The sequence below is a fragment of the Bowmanella denitrificans genome (assembly GCF_039522935.1).
Taxonomy (GTDB): Bacteria; Pseudomonadota; Gammaproteobacteria; order Enterobacterales; family Alteromonadaceae; genus Bowmanella; species Bowmanella denitrificans.
In genome coordinates this window covers 16,883-38,102 of sequence record NZ_BAAAEI010000010.1, presented here as the reverse complement: position 1 = coordinate 38,102, position 21,220 = coordinate 16,883, and the positions used below count along the sequence as shown (strand labels likewise).

16 protein-coding genes are annotated in these 21,220 nt (G+C 51.1%); 10 read left to right on the top strand and 6 right to left on the bottom strand.

Annotation, left to right across the window (positions count from 1 at the left end; genetic code table 11):
• Positions 1–200: 200 nt before the first annotated feature.
• The 8 genes from ABD028_RS09745 to ABD028_RS09710 all read left to right on the top strand — a co-directional run bounded on the left by ABD028_RS09745 (position 201) and on the right by ABD028_RS09710 (position 11,238).
• Positions 201–3,224 carry a TonB-dependent receptor gene (locus tag ABD028_RS09745; RefSeq protein WP_343844535.1) on the top strand — a complete coding sequence of 1,008 codons (3,024 nt, stop codon included), beginning with the start codon at positions 201–203 and terminating at the stop codon, positions 3,222–3,224.
• Positions 3,225–3,392: 168 nt separating this feature from the next.
• Positions 3,393–5,585: a TonB-dependent siderophore receptor gene (locus tag ABD028_RS09740; protein ID WP_343844533.1), complete on the top strand. Its 2,193-nt coding sequence runs from the start codon at positions 3,393–3,395 to the stop codon at positions 5,583–5,585.
• A 199-nt stretch (positions 5,586–5,784) separates the two neighbouring features.
• Positions 5,785–6,552: a polyphosphate kinase 2 gene (ppk2, locus tag ABD028_RS09735; RefSeq protein WP_343844531.1), complete on the top strand. Its 768-nt coding sequence runs from the start codon at positions 5,785–5,787 to the stop codon at positions 6,550–6,552.
• Positions 6,553–6,699: 147 nt separating this feature from the next.
• Complete coding sequence (locus ABD028_RS09730) at positions 6,700–7,584, top strand: EamA family transporter (RefSeq protein WP_343844530.1); 885 nt, start codon at positions 6,700–6,702, stop codon at positions 7,582–7,584.
• Positions 7,585–7,699: 115 nt separating this feature from the next.
• Positions 7,700–8,503, top strand: a complete 804-nt coding sequence (locus ABD028_RS09725) for a DUF6597 domain-containing transcriptional factor (protein WP_343844528.1) — start codon at positions 7,700–7,702, stop codon at positions 8,501–8,503.
• A 43-nt stretch (positions 8,504–8,546) separates the two neighbouring features.
• The gene (locus ABD028_RS09720; RefSeq protein ID WP_102795594.1) at positions 8,547–8,936 is read left to right on the top strand and encodes a VOC family protein; all 390 of its coding nucleotides are present in this window, start codon (positions 8,547–8,549) and stop codon (positions 8,934–8,936) included.
• A 68-nt stretch (positions 8,937–9,004) separates the two neighbouring features.
• The gene (locus tag ABD028_RS09715) at positions 9,005–9,499 is read left to right on the top strand and encodes a lysozyme inhibitor LprI family protein (RefSeq protein WP_343844525.1); all 495 of its coding nucleotides are present in this window, start codon (positions 9,005–9,007) and stop codon (positions 9,497–9,499) included.
• A 104-nt stretch (positions 9,500–9,603) separates the two neighbouring features.
• The gene (locus ABD028_RS09710) at positions 9,604–11,238 is read left to right on the top strand and encodes a methyl-accepting chemotaxis protein (RefSeq protein WP_343844523.1); all 1,635 of its coding nucleotides are present in this window, start codon (positions 9,604–9,606) and stop codon (positions 11,236–11,238) included.
• Positions 11,239–11,281: 43 nt separating this feature from the next.
• Here the strand turns inward: ABD028_RS09710 and gloA2 are convergent, their stop codons facing one another.
• Entirely contained in the window at positions 11,282–11,665 is a 384-nt protein-coding gene (gloA2, locus tag ABD028_RS09705) for an SMU1112c/YaeR family gloxylase I-like metalloprotein (protein ID WP_343844521.1), read from the bottom strand.
• A gap of 50 nt (positions 11,666–11,715) precedes the next feature.
• The gene (locus tag ABD028_RS09700) at positions 11,716–13,620 is read right to left on the bottom strand and encodes a M1 family metallopeptidase (protein ID WP_343844519.1); all 1,905 of its coding nucleotides are present in this window, start codon (positions 13,618–13,620) and stop codon (positions 11,716–11,718) included.
• 87 nt (positions 13,621–13,707) lie between these two features.
• On the opposite strand from ABD028_RS09700, the gene ABD028_RS09695 reads away from it, so the two are divergent.
• A complete protein-coding gene (locus ABD028_RS09695) occupies positions 13,708–13,881 on the top strand; it encodes a hypothetical protein (protein WP_172449272.1) in 174 nt (57 codons plus the stop codon).
• Here the strand turns inward: ABD028_RS09695 and ABD028_RS09690 are convergent.
• From ABD028_RS09690 to ABD028_RS09680, 3 genes are read right to left on the bottom strand one after another with little or no spacing between them, the layout of a single operon-like run.
• On the bottom strand, positions 13,869–15,395 hold the full coding sequence (locus tag ABD028_RS09690) for a peptidoglycan-binding protein (RefSeq protein WP_343844516.1): 1,527 nt from the start codon (positions 15,393–15,395) through the stop codon (positions 13,869–13,871). The genes ABD028_RS09695 and ABD028_RS09690 overlap by 13 nt on opposite strands.
• Positions 15,396–15,400: 5 nt before the next feature.
• Complete coding sequence (locus ABD028_RS09685) at positions 15,401–15,760, bottom strand: hypothetical protein (RefSeq protein ID WP_102795602.1); 360 nt, start codon at positions 15,758–15,760, stop codon at positions 15,401–15,403.
• 13 nt (positions 15,761–15,773) lie between these two features.
• Positions 15,774–18,155: a patatin-like phospholipase domain-containing protein gene (locus tag ABD028_RS09680; protein ID WP_343844513.1), complete on the bottom strand. Its 2,382-nt coding sequence runs from the start codon at positions 18,153–18,155 to the stop codon at positions 15,774–15,776.
• A 294-nt stretch (positions 18,156–18,449) separates the two neighbouring features.
• Between ABD028_RS09680 and ABD028_RS09675 the strand changes: the two genes are divergently transcribed.
• A complete protein-coding gene (locus ABD028_RS09675) occupies positions 18,450–19,517 on the top strand; it encodes a DUF3083 family protein (RefSeq protein ID WP_343844512.1) in 1,068 nt (355 codons plus the stop codon).
• Between the two features lie 35 nt (positions 19,518–19,552).
• Here the strand turns inward: ABD028_RS09675 and ABD028_RS09670 are convergent, their stop codons facing one another.
• Positions 19,553–21,151, bottom strand: a complete 1,599-nt coding sequence (locus ABD028_RS09670) for a peptide ABC transporter substrate-binding protein (RefSeq protein ID WP_343844511.1) — start codon at positions 21,149–21,151, stop codon at positions 19,553–19,555.
• Between the last annotated feature and the right edge of the window lie 69 nt (positions 21,152–21,220).

The window sequence follows — 21,220 nt, the reverse complement described above, 5'->3', positions numbered from 1 at the left end:
CAATGGTATCACAGCTAAACGCAATGCCCACATTGCCATCATGTGCTGTTTTTCAACACCGTCATCAACGCTACCCCGCAGGACTTTTTACAAAATATTTTCCTTTTTGATACAAAAATTGATTGCAAAACACACAATTCCTGGTACTTATTATCACGCATCTCAACATTTTCTGATAATAATTAACATGGAGTTTACTTATGCACAATAAATCCCTGGCCTGCCTTTCGGTAGCCGCTGCACTGTCGTCTTTCACCCCTGGCGTTGCTGTCGCTCAACAGCAGGAAAACATAACTAACCCTGAAGAATCGGTAGAGAAAATTGCCGTGGTGGGTATTCGCGGCAGTGTTATCACTGCTCAGGAACTGAAACGCTTAGGCGATACAGTGAAAGATGTCATCAGTGCCGATGACATTGGTGCACTGCCGGATAAAAGCGTCACCGAAGCACTGATGCGTGTACCAGGCGTCACGATTGAACGCTTTGCTTCATCCGACGACCCAAATCACTTTGCCGCTGAAGGTACCGGCGTGGTAGTGCGAGGCCTTGACCGGGTACGCAGCGAAATCAACGGCCGCGATGCCTTTAGCGCCAGTACCGGCGGCGGTCTGAGCTACCAGGATATTCCTGGCGAATTACTGGGTTATGTGGAAGTGGTAAAAAACCATACGGCCGATTTAATTGCCGGTGGTGTGGCCGGCACCGTCAATCTGGTCACCCGTAAGCCTTTTGACAGTGCCGGCTTCTTCGCCAGTACCACGTTAGAGGGTAGCTATGGCGATCACCGTGGTGAGTGGACCCCCATCGGTTCAGCAGTAGTGAGTAACCGTTGGAACAGCGATATCGGTGAATTTGGTGTGCTGTTATCCGCATCCAGTTCTGATTATAAGGATCGAGGTGATGGTCTGGCCCTGGGGAATTATTATGAACGCAGTGCCACCGCCCGGGAAATGCCGCAGTTTGGTAACTATGGCACTGAGCTGAGCCAATTCCCCGGTGAAACCAGATACGTACCAGCCGATGCCAACATGCGCAGTGCTGATTCTGAGCGTAAACGCCGCGGCCTGGCCACCTCGCTGCAATTCAGAAATCCCTCGCAAACCTTCGAGGTAACAGCGGAATATCTGCGCTCCAACGCTTCGTTAACCTGGGATGAGCGGGTCATTACCTTGGGTGAGCAAGGATTTAACGTTAACCCAAATCAGATTCAGGTGGCAGATGACGCCACCTTTGATGAAAACGGCTTTATGACCTCGGGCACGCTGCTGATGAACTACCGTTCTCTGGCTCAGTCGCGCTGGCGCTATGCTGAGCAGTTGGTGGAAGACAGCAGTGTGCATTTTACCTTTTCACCCAGCGATGCCTGGAAGCTGGAGTTTGATTACCAACACATTGAGTCCGAATACGATGTTTACGACTACACCATCAATAACAGTTTTGAACACAACGATGTGTTTTTCGATGTGCGCGGCGACAAAACCGTGGTTAACTTTGTCGGCGAGAACCTGACCAGCCCATTGGCCCCCGATCCTGTCAGTGACATGTATCTGAACTCAGCCATGGACAAGGAGGACGATACTGACGCCGAATCAGATTCTTACGCCTTTGATGCCACTTATCAACTTGAGCATAAGTGGATTAAGTCCATCCAGTTCGGTGCTTATGCGTCGAGCAAAGAGCAGATTAAGCGGGATTCTGCCTGGAACTGGGGCGAAATGGCCGACGGCTCCTGGAATCATTATGTTAATGGAGGACAGGCGACCTCCTATACCGGCACCGCAGACCGTCCTGGACACCCCGAACTCTATGAACTCTATAGTTTTCATGCCGGTGATTTCTTTGGCGGTGGCGTACTGCCCAAGGATCAAACTATCCTATTTGCCCGATTTGCTGACCTGCACAACTGGCAGAATTTCCACGACACCACCAAAGCCGGTGGCTACAACAATTTTGTCCAGCTCAGGGACCGTAATTGTGTCACCATCAGCGGCACCTGCGAAATTGACGGGGCTTACCTGCCATCCGAGATTTCCAGCAGTAAGGAAACCCGGCGCGAATTCTACACCCAGTTGAACTACGACAATTTTGAACTGGCTTACCCTATTCGCGGTAACCTTGGTCTGCGTTATGTCAGTTGGCAGGTGGAATCCACCGGTGCCACCCTGTTCCCTGAGCCTATTCCTGGCTGGGATACCGCCAAACAGGCCATGTATACCGCCGACCAGCTTGCCTATCAAAACTGGCTGAATACGGAACCACTGCACGTCAAAGGTGATAAATACAGCAAAGTGCTGCCCAGCTTTAACCTGAGTGTGGAGCTGGATGACGAGCGTGTAGTGCGCTTTGCCGCCTCGCAGAATATCTTTTTGCCGAAGTTTGAAAACTTCCGCTATTTCCGTTCCATTACCGAGTCACATTCCGAGCCGCGCGGGCCAAACGGTGAGCCTTTGCCCTATGAGAATATTGGTTTTGACGGCATCAGCGGCAATCCACGTAATATAGAGCCGGAGGAAGCACTTAGCCTTGATTTGACCTATGAGTGGTATATGAGTGAAAGTAACTCACTGACCGCCAGTCTGTTCCGCAAAGAGCTGAAAAATATTATCCGCAAACGTCTGTATAGCGAAGAGATCACCAATGAGCTGGCCGGTGTCACCTTCCCGGTCAATTTCCAGACCGACACCAATGAAGGGTCGGGTACGATTCAGGGCTTTGAGTTGGCGTATACTCAGTTTTTTGACCAGTTGCCGGGCATCTGGTCAGGCTTAGGGGTGTCGCTCAACTATACCTATATCAATCAGTCCGATATTAACGATGAGGTAGGCTTTGGCACAGGCAGTGGTGGCGAAGACGGCCGTAACCGCTTCCGCGCCTTTAATAATCTGCCGCTGCCAGGTTATTCCGATGACACCGTCAACATGACGGCTATGTACGAAAAGCATGGTATCTCAGCCCGTATTGCATATAACTGGCGCTCTGAATATCTGCTGACCCGTCGTGACTCCAACCTGTTTGCCCCAGTGATGGCCGAGGCCACCGGGCAACTGGATTTGTCGGTGGCCTATAACCTCACCGACAATGTCAAGATTGGTCTGGAAGCCACTAACCTGCTGGATGAGATCATCAAAACCAAGATGATCTACAACCAGGCCGGACAAACCACACCCGGCACCCAATTTAAGACTGATCGTCGCTTTGGCGCCTACGTCAGCGTGAAGTTTTAGTCATACGTTTAATGCCCTCCTGGCGCCTTCGGGCGCCTTTTTTATATCTGCTCTTAGCTCTGTCCCTGTGGGTTGCGTTTCATTCTGGCTTTCTATACACTCGCACGCCATCGATAATCATTCTCATTTGCACACAAAATTCAACCACAAACACAGGGACTCATCTACATGAAATGCACAGATTCTTTAGTCACCTTCGACACCAAACTGCCAATGGCTTTGCCAAAAACGTCGCTGGCACTGTTTATGGGGCTGGTATTGTCTGGCCAGACAATTGCCCAGCAGGAAATCGAACAAAATGTGCCAGGCTCGGCACTGGAACGCATGGAAAAGATCTCTGTAGTAGGTAAGCAACTGGACCAGGGCACCCCTACCCGTCTGCCGCTGACAGTGCGGGAGATCCCACAATCGATCAGCGAAGTCTCCCGTGCCTTGATGGACGCTGCCAATATGCTGGATATCAACGATGTTATGATGAATATACCAGGCGTGAACGTCACCTTATATGACAGCCAGCGTCCGCTGTATTTTGCTCGCGGCTTTCAGATTACCGACTTTCAGGTTGACGGCATTCCCACCTATAGCGGTTCCACCAACCAGGAGTACGACACCGCATTATATGAGCGTATTGAAGTTATCCGCGGTGCCAATGGCTTGTTTTCCGGTGTTGGCTCCCCCTCTGCCACCGTCAACTTACTGCGCAAGCGCCCCGGCAATGCATTTTCGGCATCGGTCTCTGCCACAGCAGGCTCCTGGGATATGCGTCGTGGCGTGGCGGATGTTTCCAGTCCGTTTGACAGTGAAGGGCAAATCCGTGGTCGCCTGGTACTGGCCCACCAGAATTCAGACAGTTTCCGTGACCGATACAGTGAAGATAAAACCGCTTACCTGGCCATCATAGAAGGCGACCTGGGCGATAACACCACGGCGGCGATAGGCTATCAGCGTCAGGATAACAACCCAAAAGGGACTATCTGGGGCACTATCCCCATTCATGCTGCCGATGGCAGCGAAGCCAATATGCCGGTGTCTACCAGCTTTGCGCCTAACTGGACGCACTGGCAGCGTGAATCCAGCACCTTGTTTGCTGACCTGCAGCACAGTTTCAACACGGATTGGCAGGCCAAAGTGTCGGTGCAGAAAACCGATGGCGAGGTATCCAGTTTGCGGGTTTACGCCAGTGGTTTTCCCGATAAAAACACCGGTCAAGGCATGCTGTTAAGAGCAGGTATCGGGGCCGGAGACGACAGCCGTACCAGCGTGGATCTGTATCTGACCGGCAGTTACCAGGCATTTGGTCTGGAGCATGATCTGATTCTGGGTGCCACCTGGTCTGAACTGGAATCCACTACATTAGGCTTTACCTCCTTGTCTGGCTGGACCTATCAAGTACCAGATGCCTGGCATTATGACGGTCAGGCGCCCATGCCGGAATATAGCCGCACCGGCGCTTACCGTATTGCCACCACCAAACAGCAGGGGCTGTATATCGCCAACCGTTTCAGACTGGCAGACGATTTGTCCCTGATTGGCGGCGCACGATTAAGTTCCTGGCGCACCGGTACCGACAATTTCGACACCGAAGGCAGTTATGCCGCCACCACCGGCGAATACAAAGTCAGTAAGGAAGTCACGCCTTATGTGGGGCTGGTCTACGATCTGAATGAAGATCATGCGCTTTACGCCAGTTATACGGATATTTTTACCCCACAGAATTACAAGGACAAAAACAACAACCTGCTGGCACCTGTGCTGGGCTCCAACGTCGAGCTGGGCATCAAGAGCGAGCTGCTTGACGGTCAGTTGTCTGCCACTGTGGCGATTTTTAAAACCCGTCAGGACAACTACGCGGTGCGCGATGAAAGCCAACCTGACAATTCGTTGCCAGATGGCAGCTCTGCTTATAGAGGTGTCAATGGCACCGAAAGCCGAGGTCTGGAAATGAGTGTTTCCGGCCACATTAACCAAGACTGGCTGGTGAATGCTGGCTATACCTATGTAGATACCAAGCGGCACAATAACGATAAAATCTGGACTAACCTGCCGGAACATTCTGCTCAGCTTTCCACTCATTACGATTTGGGTGACTGGGTAAACGGGTTGACCTTAGGTGGCGGTTTTAACTGGCAGGGCGAAACCATTGGCTATGGGGTTGCACATCCTCAGCAAGCCGACGGCGTAACTTATAAACAAAGCCCCTATGTACTGGCAAACCTGTATGTAAACTGGCAGTTTACCGACAAACTCAGCTCTACCTTCAGTGTTACCAACCTGTTTGATAAGGTTTACTGGGCCAATATCGACTACGCCAACTATGGAAAGCCGCGTCAGGTATCACTGAGCCTGACCTGGCAGTATTAAGCTCTCAATACAACAGGGGTACAGCAGGTTCTAATACCGTCCGGCCCCTGTTTGCCTTTTTTAAGCAGCATTGAAAAATCCGTTAAAAGCCAACTCATCTGCTAAGTGTCGTCCTGCCAGGACGGTTTTTGTGCTGATTGTAGATGACAGAATCCCAAGTGCTTGCTATAAGGCTTACAGCAGGAACAAGGTGATCCCTATGGACAAACAGCAATATAAACAGCAGCTTAAAACCCTCCAGGTGCAACTCATTCAGCTCCAGCAATGGGTAGTTAACAGCGGCCAGAAGCTGGTGGTGATTTTTGAAGGCCGCGATGCAGCAGGTAAAGGCGGGGCCATCAAAGCCATCAGTGAAAAGCTCAATCCTCGGGTGGTGCGTATCGCGGCACTGGGCAAACCTTCCGACAAGGAACGCCAGCAGTGGTATTTTCAGCGCTATGTGGAGCATTTGCCAAGCGCTGGCGAAATCGTGCTGTTCGACCGCAGTTGGTACAACCGTGCCGGAGTGGAAAAAGTCATGGGGTTTTGTTCCGATGGCGAGCATCAGGAATTTCTGCGTGCCTGCCCGGAATTTGAACTGATGCTGATCCGTTCAGGGATCCGTCTGGTGAAATACTGGTTCAGTGTGTCTGCCGATGTGCAGGAGCAGCGTTTTCAGGAGCGCCTGGATAACCCACTAAAACGCTGGAAATTTTCCGACATGGACCTGGTCTCGCGCAGCCGCTGGCGCGAATACAGCCAGGCCCGCAATGAAATGTTCGAACATACCAACAGTAAAAACAGCCCCTGGTACGTGATTGACGGTGATCATGATAAAAAGGCCAGGCTTAACTGCATCAGCCATTTATTGTCGCTGATGCCTTATAAAGAGTTCAGCTTTCCCAAGGTAGAGCTGCCGGGTATGGATGACAAGCACCGTGACTTGCCTATCCCGCAGACAGTCCAGCGGGTGCCTGACAGTGTTTAGCTCAAATAGCCTGTAAGTGACACCTGCCCCCCTATTTCGAGCCAGCCCCGGAACAATAGATTTGCTTATTGTCACCATTAGGACAAATTGCTGGTGCGATTTTGTGAATCTTCATAGTATGGCGGCCAGGCATTAGAAGGGCACACCATGTTATTTCGGGATCTGTTACTCGCACTGAGCGTTGTGGCTATTTGGGGATTGAATTTCTCTGTTATTAAGTTTGGCTTACAGGAACTTCCACCGCTGTTGTTTTCCGCCCTGCGTTTTGCTGTTGCCGCCCTACCCGCGGTATTTTTTATCCCGCGTCCGAAAACCAGTTGGTGGAATATCCTTGGCGTTGGCTTGTTCCTCGGTGTGCTGAAATTTGGTCTGGTATTTATGGCCATGCAATCAGAGATATCCGCAGGGCTGGCGTCATTACTGCTACAGGCTCAGGTGTTTTTTACCATTTTGCTGAGTATGCTGCTGCTCGGAGAAGGCATCGGCCGCCATCAGGTTGCAGGCATCGGCGTGGCCTTGGCCGGTTTTGCCGTATTTATATTTACCGCCACCGGTGGCGTTACGCCGCTGGGTCTGGGCATGATACTGCTGGCCGGACTCTTCTGGGCTATCGCCAATCTGATTACCAAAAGAGTCAAAGGCGTTAACGCCCTGCACTTTCTGGTTTGGGTTTGCCTGGTACCGCCCCTGCCACTACTGGGCTTGTCATTGTGGCTGGAAACCAGCCAACCGCTGACATTGCTGGCCAATGCCTCACTAGACGCCTGGTTGTCCCTGGGATTTGTCAGCTATATCTCCACCTTACTGGCCTTTGCCTGGTGGGGGAAACTGCTGCTCAATTACCCGGCTGCCACGGTTACGCCTTTCGCATTACTGGTGCCCGTTGTCGGTATTGCCTGCTCAGCCTGGCTATTGGGCGAACAGTTACAATCCCATGAGCTATACGCTGCAATGGCGATTATGGCTGGTCTGGTACTATGTGTGTTCGGCAAAAATCTGCCCGGGCTTCGTCCAGCCCCCCAGCTCAACTAGGTCATAAAACTGGCAAGACCGAGAATTTGTGATTAGCATGGAACAACCTTGCCAAAGGAGCACAGCGGATGTCAGGTCATCATAACGGGCGCAGATATAACGAGCAGGAAAGTCAATGCCAGGCCCTATAGCCCCCTACCCTGTTACCCAGGGCCCGGTTTTTCAAAAGGGCGCCTACCAGCAGCAAGCGGCCAAGCCGGAACTGCAAAACTGGGTGCAAAGCTTCTGGCAACTCACTATTCCCTGTGGCGCATATGGCTACAATAGCCTGCCTGACAACTGTGTGGATTGGATAATCAGTAGTGCCAATCTCAATGACAGTTTTCTGTTAAGTCCCTTTACCCAAGCCCAGACTTTTACCATGCAAGGCCCCGTTGAATATTTTGGGATTCGTTTCTTTCCTTTAGGGCTTGGCGGGCTTTGCCAGACTGCGTTGGGTGAATGGGCGGGCTTATCTTCTGTACATGCTGACGCACTGCTGGCTGATAGCCTGCCACTGCAATTGTTTGAAAGCTTACATCGCACCCGGGACTTCCAGCAGCGCTGCACCCTTATCAGCCAACTGTTGCTGCCAAGGCTTCAAGGTTTTGATACCGATCGCCGTCTGCTGCACTTTATGCATAAATGCCGCTTGCAGCATGGCGCATTTAATCATCTGGGCGATCGTCAATGCAGTGAATTTGGCCTGTCCGCCCGCCAGTTGCGCCGGCTCAGTCAGTTGTATTTGGGCCTGTCCCCCAAAGCCTTTGCCAGAGTCTGGCGGTTCCAGTTTCATTTGCAGCAGCTTGAGAAGAATCCGGGCTTATGGCAAAGCCATTACCACGATCAGGCCCATTTTATCCGTGAATTCAAAACCATGAGTGGCACCAGCCCAGGGCAATTCGGTAAGTTGTCCGTTTTGTACAATATCTCCGGCTGATAAAACCGCATGCTTTATCCCGTTCAACCAACAGGAGATAAGCATGATAGAAATCCAAGCCATGTTTCCGGTGATGGTCACCGGCGACCTGACCAGCATTAAAACCTTTTACCAAAGCGTGTTTGGTTTCGAAGCGGTATTTTTTGATTCCGCCTTCTATTTACACCTGTTACATCCAGGTACCGGCATACAGTTAGGCTTTATGTTGCCAGAGCTGGCCAATCAACCGGACTTCCTGCACCCCATGATGCAAACACAGGGCTATGTCATTTCATTGGAAGTGCAAGACGCTGCCGCCGCCTTTGAACAGGCCAAGCAAATGCAGTTGAATATTGCCATGGAACTGAAAGAAGAGCCCTGGGGCCAGATTCATTTTATGCTCACCGATCCGGGTGGCTTTAAGGTGGATGTGGTACAACACCTGGCACAGTAGGACTATTTATTTTTATCTAAACGGTCAACAAAGGCTATAGTCATGGCATCACCATATTGGAGTACAAGATGCGCAGACTAATTGCCATACTTGTGGCAGGGCTGGCAGCTCTGCCGCCTTTTGTCCATTCCTCTACTCCCCCCGTAGAGAAGCAAAGTAGTCAGCTTCGCCCTGGCATGCACCCTAGCTGGGACTTAGATAACGACGGTATCAATGATTGCGAAAAGGACGGCAGTTGCGATCACAGTGTTGACTACACCAAGCCAAGAACTATCAACCCATCATTTGACTGTAGCAAAGCCGCACAAGGTACCAGTGAAGGAATAATATGCAGCGATGCTGAACTTGCCTTACTGGATAAGCAATTGGCCGATGTCTATCAGGCAGCCTGGCGTCAGGCGAAAAAACCCAGCAGAAATACACTGCGCGCGATGCAAAGAGGCTGGCTAAAAGGCCGGGATGAATGCTGGAAAGACCCGGACAGACGCGCCTGCATTAAACAAGCCTATCAAAACCGAATTCAAGAATTGCAGCAAATGTCGGCTGACAGCACACAAAAGTAAACAAGCTGTTGCCAAGCCTTCTGCATTTGGTAAATTGTCACAAGGATGCATGAAATATAACCACAACAAGTAACACGGAATATTGTTCAATTTTCGGGGGACTTATGTTTAGTTCTGTTAGTTTACGCGCCAAAATCATTGCGTTTGCCGTCACGATTTTTCTGTCTTTGCTGGCAGTCTCTTTTATTGGCTTGCAGGTACTGCGTATTGCCAGTGAAGAAGACAATATAGCCAGAATCAATCAGTTAATGAAAAGCACCGTCAACGTTATCCAGCAGTTTGAACAGATGGTAACCTCAGGTGCTATTAACGAAGATCAAGCAAAACGCCTGGCCACTCAAATTCTGCGTGAAAATAAGTACCACGATTCTGAATACGTGTATGTGGTGGATGCTGATTTGAACTTTGTCGCCACCCCCCATGACCCGCAATTACATGGCACCAGCTTTAATGATTTCACCGATGCGCAGGGCAAAAGTATCGGCCAGATGGTGAAGAACCTGGTTGGTAGTCGCACAGGTGAGATCCTCACCTATAACTGGAATTCAGAACGTGAGGGGGAAGTGGTCGATCTCACGTCGGTGGTGCAGAAAACCCCAAAATGGGGTTGGTATGTGGGCACCGGCATTAGCTACAAAGAAGTGGATCAGCGCTATTGGGATACCGCTATCTGGTTGGTTGGGTTGTCGGTGGTGATTGCGGTCGCGCTGGCCGCAGCCCTGGCACGTTTTGGCTTTGGCATAAGCCATGCCCTTGGCGGTGAAATCCAACAAGTGCGCGAGTCTGTTATGCGGGTCTCCAAAGGCGATTTGCGACTGGCGCAAAATGTCGGTCAGGTGCCAAGAGACAGTATTCTCGGTGCAGTATTATATATGCAGACGAAATTGCAGGAAGTGGTGCAAAGCATCAAGTCAGCGGCCAGCAGCTTGCAAAGTCAAAGCAAGGATTCACAATCACGTTTTGAGGAACTGGACAAGCTGACACATACGCTCAACAGCCAGGCCCAACGGGTTGCTACCACCATTGGTGAATTGACCCATTCTGCCCAGCAAGTGGCAGAACAATCTGATCTCACCTCACAGTCTGTCAGTACGGCTGAAAATCAGGGTAAACAGGCCAATGAGCTTACCGCTCAGTCTACCGCCACTATCGCCCTGCTGGAGCGTCAAATTGAGCAAGCTGGCAGCAATATCCAGGTACTGGAAGATGAAGTCAGTCAGATTGCCAGTGTCTTGTCTGTAATTCAGGGCATAGCCGAACAGACCAATCTGCTGGCCTTAAACGCCGCCATAGAAGCCGCCAGGGCGGGGGAACAGGGCCGGGGTTTTGCCGTGGTTGCCGATGAAGTCAGGCAACTGGCCCAGCGCACGCAGGCCAGTACCGGCGAAATTCAGCAAACTATCGGAAAACTGCAAACCGCCACCAAAGAGGCCAAGTCTTCCGTCAATGCCAGTATCGACACCAGTGAACAGGCGGTAAAACATGCCACCCAGGTGTCTGAGCAGTTGGTCAATATTGGTCAGTCCCTGAGCGCGATTATGGGAATGAGTCAGCATATCGCCGAAGCCGCAGACACCCAGCTCAAAGCCGGACAAAGCACCAGTAACCGGGTGGATGAAATAGCAGGTATTGCACAAAACAGCGCAAACTTATCGCAGCAGGCGCACCAGGCCACCGATCAAATTAAAGAACTCATTGTGCAACTTGATGGCGAGGTAGAAAAATTCCGCCTGGATTAATCCCTTATCAGACATTGAGGCTGTCATCTCAGTGATGCAGCCTCTATATTTCATACAGTTCTAAAGGCAGGCCATCAGGGTCGGCGAAAAAGGTAAAACGCCGACCGGTGTATTCGTCCACACGAACAGGTTCCACCTCGATGCTTTGACTGGTCAAATGCGCAATGACGGTATCAAGCCGGGCCACAGCAAAAGCCAGATGGCGCAATCCACAGGCTTCCGGGCGACTGGGTCTGGCAGGCGGCTCAGGGAATGAAAACAGCTCCAGTTGACCACCATCGGGTAAAGCCAGGTCCAGCTTCCAGGAATCCCGCTGCTGGCGATAATGTTCAGCAATAACCGACAGGCCTAAAACCTGGCAGTAGAAGTACTTAGACCTGGCATAATCGGAGCAGATTATCGCCACATGATGAATGTTTAGCAGCATTATATCTCTTTAAACATAATCACAAATAAGGGCCTTACGGCCCTTGGATGTTATTCGAAGTACCCTTCATTAGCCTTAACCGTCAGTGGGTGATAACCACTTTTGGCCTGCTCAAAGGCTTGTTTACCAAAGGCTTTACCCTGTTCTGTTTTCGACAAGGCCTGATACAGTGGCTTAACCAGTTTGTTACGGCCAATATGTAGCAGGTAATCGTGCAAACGGCCAAAAGCCGGTTCATACCAGTTATTAACAGCCATCAACAACCAGCTATGGGCTATCTCGTTATTGCCCGCCTGGGTCAGGTTAAATGCCTTATCCAATTCAGCCATTTGCTGGGCGCTCAGCGACTCTGGCATATTGTTCAGAAAATGCAGCCACTGATGGGTATTCCAGTCCTGGGTGTCAATCTTATCGGCGGGCAGCTCCCCGGACAGCCAATTGTCTCTGGCCGCATCGACTTTGGTAAAGGCATCAGAATGCGCCATGGGTGCGCCTTGCGGAACGCCCGGTTCAAAAATCCACTGCTGAATGCGCTTGGCATCCAGTTTGTCACCATGGGTTTTAAGCAGCGTGTCATTGAGATAGGCAACAAACTGATCGGTGGTAATACTTTCAAAGGCAAAGTGCTCGAAGTAGCCCATCAGGAATTGATCGAACGCATCACGTCCCACCTTTTGCTCCAGCTCGCGGGCGAACAAGGCACCTTTTTCGTAAGGGATATCAGAAAACACCGCATCCGGATCGCGACCGCGCAGATCAATAGCCAGTAATTGATCCTGTGCCGGCGAGCTGGCAAGGTCTGCCTCTAAAGATTGCTGGCCCAATACAAATTCCATTTGCTCACGCTCTGGGCCATAAATCATTTCCATAATCCGGTAGGTCAGATAGGTGGTGAACCCCTCATTCAACCACAGATCACGCCAGGTGGCATTAGTCACCGTATTACCAGACCAGGAATGCGCCAGCTCATGGGCAATCAGTGAGACCAGACTCTTATCACCGGCAATCACGGTGGGAGTGATAAAGGACAAACGTGGGTTTTCCATACCACCAAATGGGAAGGACGGCGGCAGAATCAGTAAGTCGTAGCGATCCCAGCGATACTGGCCGAATTTCTTTTCGGTCACTTCCAGCATGGCTTCGGTGTCTTCAAACTCTTTCGCAGCCGCATCCAGCATGGCAGGTTCTGCATACACACCGGTGCGCTTACCCATGGGTTTAAATGCCAAATCGCCAACGGCCAGGGCAATCAGATATGAAGGAATGGGCTGCGGCATAGAGAAATGGTATTCACCGTCCCGCTCGGTATCCGGATCGTTGGAAGCACTCATCACCGCCAGCAAATCCGCCGGAGTGCGAATGGTGGCCTGGTAGGTCATTCGAACTTGTGGAGAGTCTTGCAGCGGGATAAAACTACGGGCATGAATTGCCTGAGCCTGAGTAAACAAGAAGGGGTGCTGCTTGCCGGCAGTTTGCTCCGGCGTCAGCCACTGCACGCCAGAGGCATCCGGTGACGTATGATAAGTGACCGTCACCACATCAATATCAGCAGGCACCTCAATCTTCAGCGCAGCACCAAGATGCGGATCAGCAGCGGCCAAGCTGAAGGGAATGTCTTTGCCCATGGCCGTAACCCGTTCAATGGTCAGATCTCTGGTGTCCAGCACCAGGGTCGAGGCTTTAGGTTCGACACGCTCAAACTGAATACTGGCGTCACCGGAAATAACCTGAGTGGCAAAGTTCACATCCAGATCCAGGTCCAGGTGTTTTACTTTTAACTGCTCCGGGTTGGCAAATGAATGGTAGTCCTTACCTGCCAGCATTTCTGTTGTTGCCGACGCAACCGCTGCGCTGTCACCGGCCTGATGCTCTGATTTAACGTTTTGCTGGGGGGCCGGATTACAGGCACTGAGGCTGAGCCCAAGCAGGACAACTGAGGCAATTCTGAATTCCATCGAGGTTCCTTGTAGTTATAATTGCCCCGATTGTGGCATATTTATGTCAGGGTCCAAAGTGCCCTAGCATAACAATGGGATGAATGGATGACCGTTTTATATATTCTTGGTGGATTATTTCTGGCACTGGTGATACTGATCCCGTTACTGGAACGCTCACGTCACCGCTTTTCACCCGAGCAGGTGGCCAAAATGAGCCGCTGGATCTGGCCACTGATGATAATCCTGGCGGTTGTGCAGTTGATTCGTTATTTAGTCTGACCATCCAGTTGCTTAAAAGCTGCTTGTAATTCACCGGCTTCTGCCAACAGCGGCAGGTTGGCCCTCAGCCATAGTCCCAGCCGGTATAGCGCTACCACCACACCCAGCCAGTTAATCAGCATGTTGGCCAGTGACATTATTTGCCGGATAAGGGCGATCAGTTGCACCAGCACTTGTCCCCCCAGTGCCATGGACTGGATATTTAATTGCATGGTGTTAAATAGACGTGCTATCTGAGTGCTGTTCGGCTGTGGATTGAATATCAAATCCAAATCAAAATCCCGTTGCTTGAAAATCATCAGTGACTGGCGGTCCGACAGTTGCAATGGATTATCCTGCCAGTAATGCCAGCCTCGGGCGGATATCTCTATCAGCGCTTTAAATTCTGCGTAGATCTCGCTGGCACCTTTGTGCAGTAGCCGGGCCAGGTTAATAAACCACTGTTTAGCCCTGTCCAGCACCTGACGCAGTAGCGCACCAAACCAGCGTAGCAAGCGCTTGACTCCATCCACAATCCTGGCCCCCAGACTCTTATAGCCTTTCTCCAGCTTGTGGCGCTGATGACTATCGGCCATGACCGCATCCAGTTGCTCTGCAGGCAATGGCGGATCATCCGACAAAATTTGCCGGCTTTCATGGAAAAACCAGGCCCCTAATTGAATTGCATGGGTATTGGCGATGGGCAGTTGCCGGTCTTTGGCAAATTGTTTCAGCGCCCAGTACAATGTGCCTTTTGCGTGGCCATCATGGGGGCCATCGGCCTTAAAGTTGCCAGGCCTTACCGGATACCCCATCAACCACAACTCCACCAATGCCAGATTTCCGACAAAGCGTCGTCTAAGTGCTTTCGCCTGAGGGGCTGCCATGGGCAGCAGCGGATGTCCGCCAGATAGCCTGAATCCCTCTCCGTCAAAAGGTAACAGGGTTATCAGCTCTTGGTGGGCAAACAGTAATCTGAGCAAGGGCCGGTTCCAGCCGCTGTCCAATGGTTCAGCGGACAAACCATACCAGGCAACCAGGCGGGTGAAATCTTCCAATGCCTGATGCAGGTGTTTTTGCAGCTTTGTATCCTGATCGCTTGGCAACTCAGCAAAGGGCGGCGCTGTTTTGCACAAGCCATAGCTGAATAACCTTAGCTGTACTGCCCGGCGAAAGGCTGGATTAGCCGGGTCCCAGGTTTCCACCTGAGTATCAGAATCAAACGCCGCCAGAGATTTAAGCGCCTGCCAGCTCAGATTGTCCAGCACGCCATCGGCAGTTAAGCCCACTTCTTGCTGAAAGCGCATCAGCCCCTGAATAAAATCACTATCAGCCTGCTGTTTCTGCGTATCCCGTTTCAGGTAGCCAAGCAGCCACAGCCAGGTGCGGGCAATACCCAGCCATGGGGCTTTTTGCAGATCGCTGTCCTGGCAGGCCAGATGCAGATGCCCGTCATCTGGTAGTGCATCCAGCGTAACGCCCAACAGGCTGAAGTCACCCTGCTCCATCTGCCTGAGCTGCGCGGGCCCCAGCATGCTGTTCAGTCCTGATTGGGATCGATGCTGATTTTGCCCACCGCCTCACGAATTGCCGAAGCAAACAGGTTAAACGTGACTTCACGACTACGCTGTGAGGCCTGTACCGCACTTTGGTGAGCGTTGTGCAATTTCTCATTGATCTCCTGATCACTGGAAATGAACTGATTAACGTCACCGTCCAGATTAATGGTGGTCAGCCCCACCAGTTTTAGCTGGCCATTCTGGCGCGCCAGATTGAGCATTTCCTCGGCATTTTCACCGCTAATCTGCGCATCAATATTACCCGTATAAGTGCGCACATTCAGTTGCGACAAATCCTTAATACCATTGCCAATACTTTTCAATGCGGATGCAAAACTCATCGCTTATCTCCTGTCAGGGGTTAAGTAGGGCAGACGCTGCCACCTGGAAGCCCAGCGCCCGGTAGCTTTCGAACTGGGCCTCGTCAAACAACTGGTCTGCGGTCGTCTCATGGGGAAAATCGGGGTGCATACTGCGGTAGAAGGCCAGATAGGCATTGCGGTCAAACAGATAATCATCGTCCCTGCCGGCAGAAGTGCGATACAGCTCTTGATTTAAGGTGGCGGCCAGATTGTAGTCACCACCGAGATTGGATTTCAGATAAATCAGTTTGCCAATTCTGTTGTTCTGCGGATTCTGCCAGTCTTCGTGATAATAAATCGTGCCAATGGCATAGCGTTGTTCACCGGCTCGCAGTTCATCCAGGCCATCCATTTGAATGCGAAAACCAAAATCAATTCTGGCCAGACGAATTACCTCAGCCAACCCACCAAAGGTGAGTCTGGTATCACATTCGCCATCACCGGCAATTATCAAGCGGCACTGGCGGCGCAACAGCTCATAGATGCCGGTATTTTCAATATGGCCGCCATCCGAGAGATTCACAAAGGGTCGCTCGCTGCCTAAACGTTGCAGCATTTCCCGCAGCAAATATAAAGGGCCGGGCCGATACCAGACACTGACCTTATCGCCTTGCTTGTCGAGTTGCATGGGATTGCGCAACCAATAGTTGAGGCGCACATTGAAAAAGGCAAACAGAAAGCCCAGCCAGGGGTTGCCCACTCGCCCCATATTCGGCGCCACCGCAGCACCGGAAATGGCCATTGCCGTGCCAATATCCAGGTCCCGTTCGACCTTCTCAAGTTGTTCGGTAGGCACATAGCCACAACGCGGACCACCACAAAAGAACTTGCTGAAGATAAAAAAACTGGCCCGTCTGCCATTCTTAAACAGCTGATTGTCTTTATCGCCCCAGTCCATATTCAGGGTCACGTTGAGCAAGTGATAAGGCTGATGGGTTTGCTTTAATTCGCTGAGTCTCGGCACCCACTGCCCCCGCCTGTTGGGGTCTGGCGCATCATCTGCGGCGGCTTGTGCCACAAAGGCTTTGACCAGATGATCTTTATAATATTTGTGGATAGAGGTGGCATTGATATCCACAAACACCAGTGCATAAACAAACGCCAGGCCGCCAAACACTAACACCCACTGCCAATGCAAACGCATCTGTATCATCATTTTGGCCACAAACAATACAGCCACCAGCAGTAAAAGCATCAGAATCAAAGCCGCCAGCAACATGGCCATACTGGCCAGCTTGGCTTTGAGCCACACCAGCACCCTTTGCGCCAGAGCCGATTGCAGCAGACTGACCGAACCTAAACATGCCAGCCAATAATGCGGTTTGTGCAACCATTCCATCAACAGCGGCATAGATTCCAATGCCACCGCAGCTACAAAAATCAGAAAAAACGCCCGATATCTTTTCAGTCTGGCCATCCGGGCGCCGCGGCGGGTGTTTTCTGTCACTCCACGCCAAAAATCCCGAAAGTGCACTAACGGATAGCTGAAAAAATACCCCACAAGTAGCGCCAGCGCCAAAAGGCTCAGAGGAAAGCGCAGCAACACGCGCTGCTTCAGATCATAGACCCCTGCCGCCTCAGCCAATAACTGCTCAGCTAACCAGGGTTCCCAGGCAAAAACAAAATTACCAGTTGCACTTTGATAGTCTAACAGCACGAATAAACACAGGGCCGCTCCCAGCATTAGCGGGGCAATAGCCAGCAGATTAATCAAAAATCCACGCAACAGGATAAGCGGCGCAAACAGCAATTGTGCCCGCCCCTGTGGGGTCAGATAGCTGGCATAATTACGCAGATGTCGAAAACGGCTGTTCTCTACCTGGCCGGTTTGGTGCACAAAGGGAAATGGGTCCGCCCTATCCTGCTCGGACGTCGTGGAATCAATCATTGGGGATTCACCCAGACTTAGATTTTCCTGAATCGAGGTCGTCAGGTAAGTACCGATATAGCCACCGCCGGATACGGTGGACAGATAATCCATATAAGGAAATAAGCCCGCCCGCTGTACCGCCTGCATCACCCCCAGATTAAAGGTGGAAGAACGAATTCCGCCTCCGGATAACGCCAGCCCAATCAGACCTTGCCGGGGTTGGCAGTGGTTTTCAGCCTCTTCATGCTGCCAGGCAGGTTGCGTCTGTTCCAGTTCCGTCAGCACCCCGTCAAGCACTGGTGCAGCAACGAAACCGTTACTGGGAAAAATGCTCTCTGGCAGGCTCAGTTTGCTGGCATCGGCGTTAGCCTGTACGCCAAGATTGCGGCGACGCAGTGCAATCAGGTTAGCTTCTTCGGCATAAACCTGGGCAAACTGGCCCTGAGTTGAATCCCCTACAGGTGTATCCCAGGCATTAGTGCTTGGCGTGCGGGACTGCGGCATGTTACGAACCTTTTATTGTTTTTGTCTCCGTACCGCCTCACCGGAAAGCCATATTGGTTTCACACAGAGCTATGTAGCAACTGAGCAGAGTTTTCTGTTCAAATTCAGCCCCTAAGCATAAAAGGTAGTTTGAAAATGGTGGCTTGCCAGAGAATTTTTGTTTCAGATCAAAAAAGTACCTGAATTGCCCAGCCGCTTTAAACAGTCGGCAAAAAACTTAATCTGGAACAACTTTTCTGACATGCGCAGCCGCTAACATCTGGCCATCTAAGTCATTCAGTCCAAGGAGACATCATGGCCAGTCATTCCAAACACCGGGTATATATTCCCACTAACGCCAGATCCAACCAGTATCTGCTGGCAGAGATCAAAACCGACAACAGCTTTTATCAGCACTTTGACAGCGCCAAGTCCTGCTACGACAAACTGAGTCAGCGCTTCTTTGCCCTGGCCGATGCTGCGGGCCTGCACAATGTACATATGATCGCCAATGACAAATTGCCAGTGGTGCGCTATCACAATGAAGCTATGCATTTTCAAACCGCCAAGCAGATCCTGTTCTTCTATGACCCTGTGGTACATGAAGGGCAGAATCTGTTCACCACAGCAGATTATCAGGCACGAAAAATCCGCCTGCTGTTTTTAGCCACAGGATCTGAGCTGCGTGCACATGCTGCCCAATTCCACCAACAGGTCATGAGCGTTATCAGCCAGCTTAAAGCCGAATTGCCTCAGACCGACAGCCAGATAAAAATCCGTGATCACCAGCATCTGTCCTATGACTTGTTCGCCCATGAAAAAGGTCATAAAGAAAGTTATGGATACAAACTGCGCGGCCTGTATCCCAGATACAAAGCCAGACAGTGCGAACTGCCTCAGCAGCATTCTGCTATCAGCTATGTAACGCTGAGCCTGCCTATGACCAGGCAGCTAAAGCAGCAGTTTGAAGCCACCAGCAGCGAGCACTTTGCACCGCTGTATCTGGCGCTGGAAGAGCAGTTTTTAACTGCCACCCGCAATAAAAAATTGGATCGTCTGGCCATGGTTGCCAATGGTCTGACACCGCTGGTACGTAACAGTCAGGTGGATCAGTCTCAGCACAATGCGGAGCTGCAAAAAATCAGTTTTGATCCGGATGCGCCAGGCCAGCAGTTTGTCGCTTACTGGGACAATAACAACCTGGTGGAAACCGCCCACTTTATTATTGTCGCCGGTAAGGAAGACAATACCGAGTTTGGTTACGGACACTTTATGAACCGGGTGGAAGAAGCGCTGGATGGCTTTGCCAAAAGTCTGGGTATTGATCCGCAGCGTACCGCGCTGACCTTACGCTTCCACCAGCATATTAGCTATATTGCCTGAGCATAAACCTTCAGGGGCTTAGCAAGCCCCTGAATCTAATGACCAACGGGTCTAACAACCTCATTTAAGGTGCTAGATTGGTCACCGTCCTTGAGTGTCAGCCAGCGGCTTTCGTTACGGGCCAGACTATTATCTGACCAACCGGCAACGCGTTTTGATACCAGTTGAAATTTGGCATTCTGCAATACTGGTACACTCGGTACTTGCTGAAGCAGGTACCTTTCCAACGCTTTAATATGTTGAAAGCGACGTTGCGACGCTGTTCTGCTCAATGCCAGTAGCTGCTCAATGTGCGCATCTGCCGTTGGATACAAAAGAGGCGCAAATTGCGGCAGGTAAATCTGCAACATGCCCAAAGGATCGCCATGATTAGTCTGCCAGATTCGCCTGACCACCTGGAAGTCCCCTGCGTAGATACGCTTAACTACCTGACTAAAAGGTTGCTTGTTTAAGGTAAATTCAATCGGCAGCTCGGCCCAAATCCGGATGGCCATCGCCGAATCCTTGATACTCAAATCCCGATCAGAGGTAAGCAACTCCAGTTTAAGTGGTTGCTGGTGGCTGTATCCAGCTTCACTCATAAGTTGCTTAGCCTGCGCCAGCATTTGCGGATAGGTTTGGGCGGGCTCCGGCTCCGAAGGGTAATCGGCTTGCTCTGGCACCAGGCCAAACATGGCCTGTTCCCCTTTTTGCCGCATATTCACCATAAGTTGACGATCCATAGCCAGATTCAGTGCCTGACGAACCCGAATATCAGTAAGGCCTTCTACCTGTGGGTTTAAATAAAACATCAACAACGCATTGTTTAATTGTCGAATGACCCTGTATCCCGCCATGCGCCCGGCGCTTTGTAGCTGATAATACGCCAGACCAGTGGCAATGTCGGCCTGGGTTTGGGCAATGTAACGGCCCATGCTTAAATTTGCTGGCAAAATTTCATAGCGAACATGCTCAATACCCACTTCCTCGGCTGCATGATAAAGAGGGTTTTTGGTCAACTGGATTAAGTGCGGGCTAAAGCTTTGCAAAGTATAAGGGCCGTTACTGACAAATGGCCGCTTTGCCACCCATTCATCCCCCATATGCTTGTATAAATGGCTGGGAACAGGCATGGCTTCAGTGTCAGTCAGCCAGTAAAGCAGCTCGCCCGTTGCTGCAGACAAACGTATTTCCAGTTCAGTCTCTGACAAGGCGAACATGCCCGGCATTTTAGCCTTGCTATCTGCTGGTTGACTTTCCAATCCTGATCTAAACAACATAGGGGTACCTTGGCCTCCTTGCAAAATTCGCTGGTACGCCAGTGCATAATCTTCTGCAATTAATGGTTGCCCGTCGGACCACCTGGCGTCCTTGCGTAGGAAAAAGCGATAAACCTGACCGTCTTCACTAACTTGCCAGTGCGAAGCGGTGTCCGCCACCACCCTACCCTTGGGATCAAGCCGGACTAAGCCGGCAAAAAGCTCAATGGCTAATAAACTGTCGTTGGTGGTTTTATGCTGCTGCGGGTCTAACGAGCCAGGTAAATTGGATAGTCCCCTTCTTAATGTCCGGTTGTCATCAGGCTGCCCCTGCAAAGCAAACGCGGCTGGGGATGCAAGTAATACAGTTGCAAGCCCCCATGTTAAAAAGGGCATTATTGAACCACGCCAGAATGTCAAAACCTTGCCTGCACTATTCACTACAACTCTGGATAATTTGATTCG

Coding starts and splice junctions, on each gene's coding strand:
- ABD028_RS09690 (WP_343844516.1), bottom strand. CDS start 15,395: ATGCTGGGGCCCGCGCAGCTCAGGCAGATGGAGCAGGGTGACTTCAGC.
- ppk2 (WP_343844531.1), top strand. CDS start 5,785: ATGGACAAACAGCAATATAAACAGCAGCTTAAAACCCTCCAGGTGCAA.
- ABD028_RS09700 (WP_343844519.1), bottom strand. CDS start 13,620: ATGGAATTCAGAATTGCCTCAGTTGTCCTGCTTGGGCTCAGCCTCAGT.
- gloA2 (WP_343844521.1), bottom strand. CDS start 11,665: ATGCTGCTAAACATTCATCATGTGGCGATAATCTGCTCCGATTATGCC.
- ABD028_RS09745 (WP_343844535.1), top strand. CDS start 201: ATGCACAATAAATCCCTGGCCTGCCTTTCGGTAGCCGCTGCACTGTCG.
- ABD028_RS09730 (WP_343844530.1), top strand. CDS start 6,700: ATGTTATTTCGGGATCTGTTACTCGCACTGAGCGTTGTGGCTATTTGG.
- ABD028_RS09680 (WP_343844513.1), bottom strand. CDS start 18,155: ATGCCGCAGTCCCGCACGCCAAGCACTAATGCCTGGGATACACCTGTA.
- ABD028_RS09670 (WP_343844511.1), bottom strand. CDS start 21,151: ATGCCCTTTTTAACATGGGGGCTTGCAACTGTATTACTTGCATCCCCA.
- ABD028_RS09695 (WP_172449272.1), top strand. CDS start 13,708: ATGACCGTTTTATATATTCTTGGTGGATTATTTCTGGCACTGGTGATA.
- ABD028_RS09710 (WP_343844523.1), top strand. CDS start 9,604: ATGTTTAGTTCTGTTAGTTTACGCGCCAAAATCATTGCGTTTGCCGTC.
- ABD028_RS09720 (WP_102795594.1), top strand. CDS start 8,547: ATGATAGAAATCCAAGCCATGTTTCCGGTGATGGTCACCGGCGACCTG.
- ABD028_RS09685 (WP_102795602.1), bottom strand. CDS start 15,760: ATGAGTTTTGCATCCGCATTGAAAAGTATTGGCAATGGTATTAAGGAT.
- ABD028_RS09715 (WP_343844525.1), top strand. CDS start 9,005: ATGCGCAGACTAATTGCCATACTTGTGGCAGGGCTGGCAGCTCTGCCG.
- ABD028_RS09675 (WP_343844512.1), top strand. CDS start 18,450: ATGGCCAGTCATTCCAAACACCGGGTATATATTCCCACTAACGCCAGA.
- ABD028_RS09740 (WP_343844533.1), top strand. CDS start 3,393: ATGAAATGCACAGATTCTTTAGTCACCTTCGACACCAAACTGCCAATG.
- ABD028_RS09725 (WP_343844528.1), top strand. CDS start 7,700: ATGCCAGGCCCTATAGCCCCCTACCCTGTTACCCAGGGCCCGGTTTTT.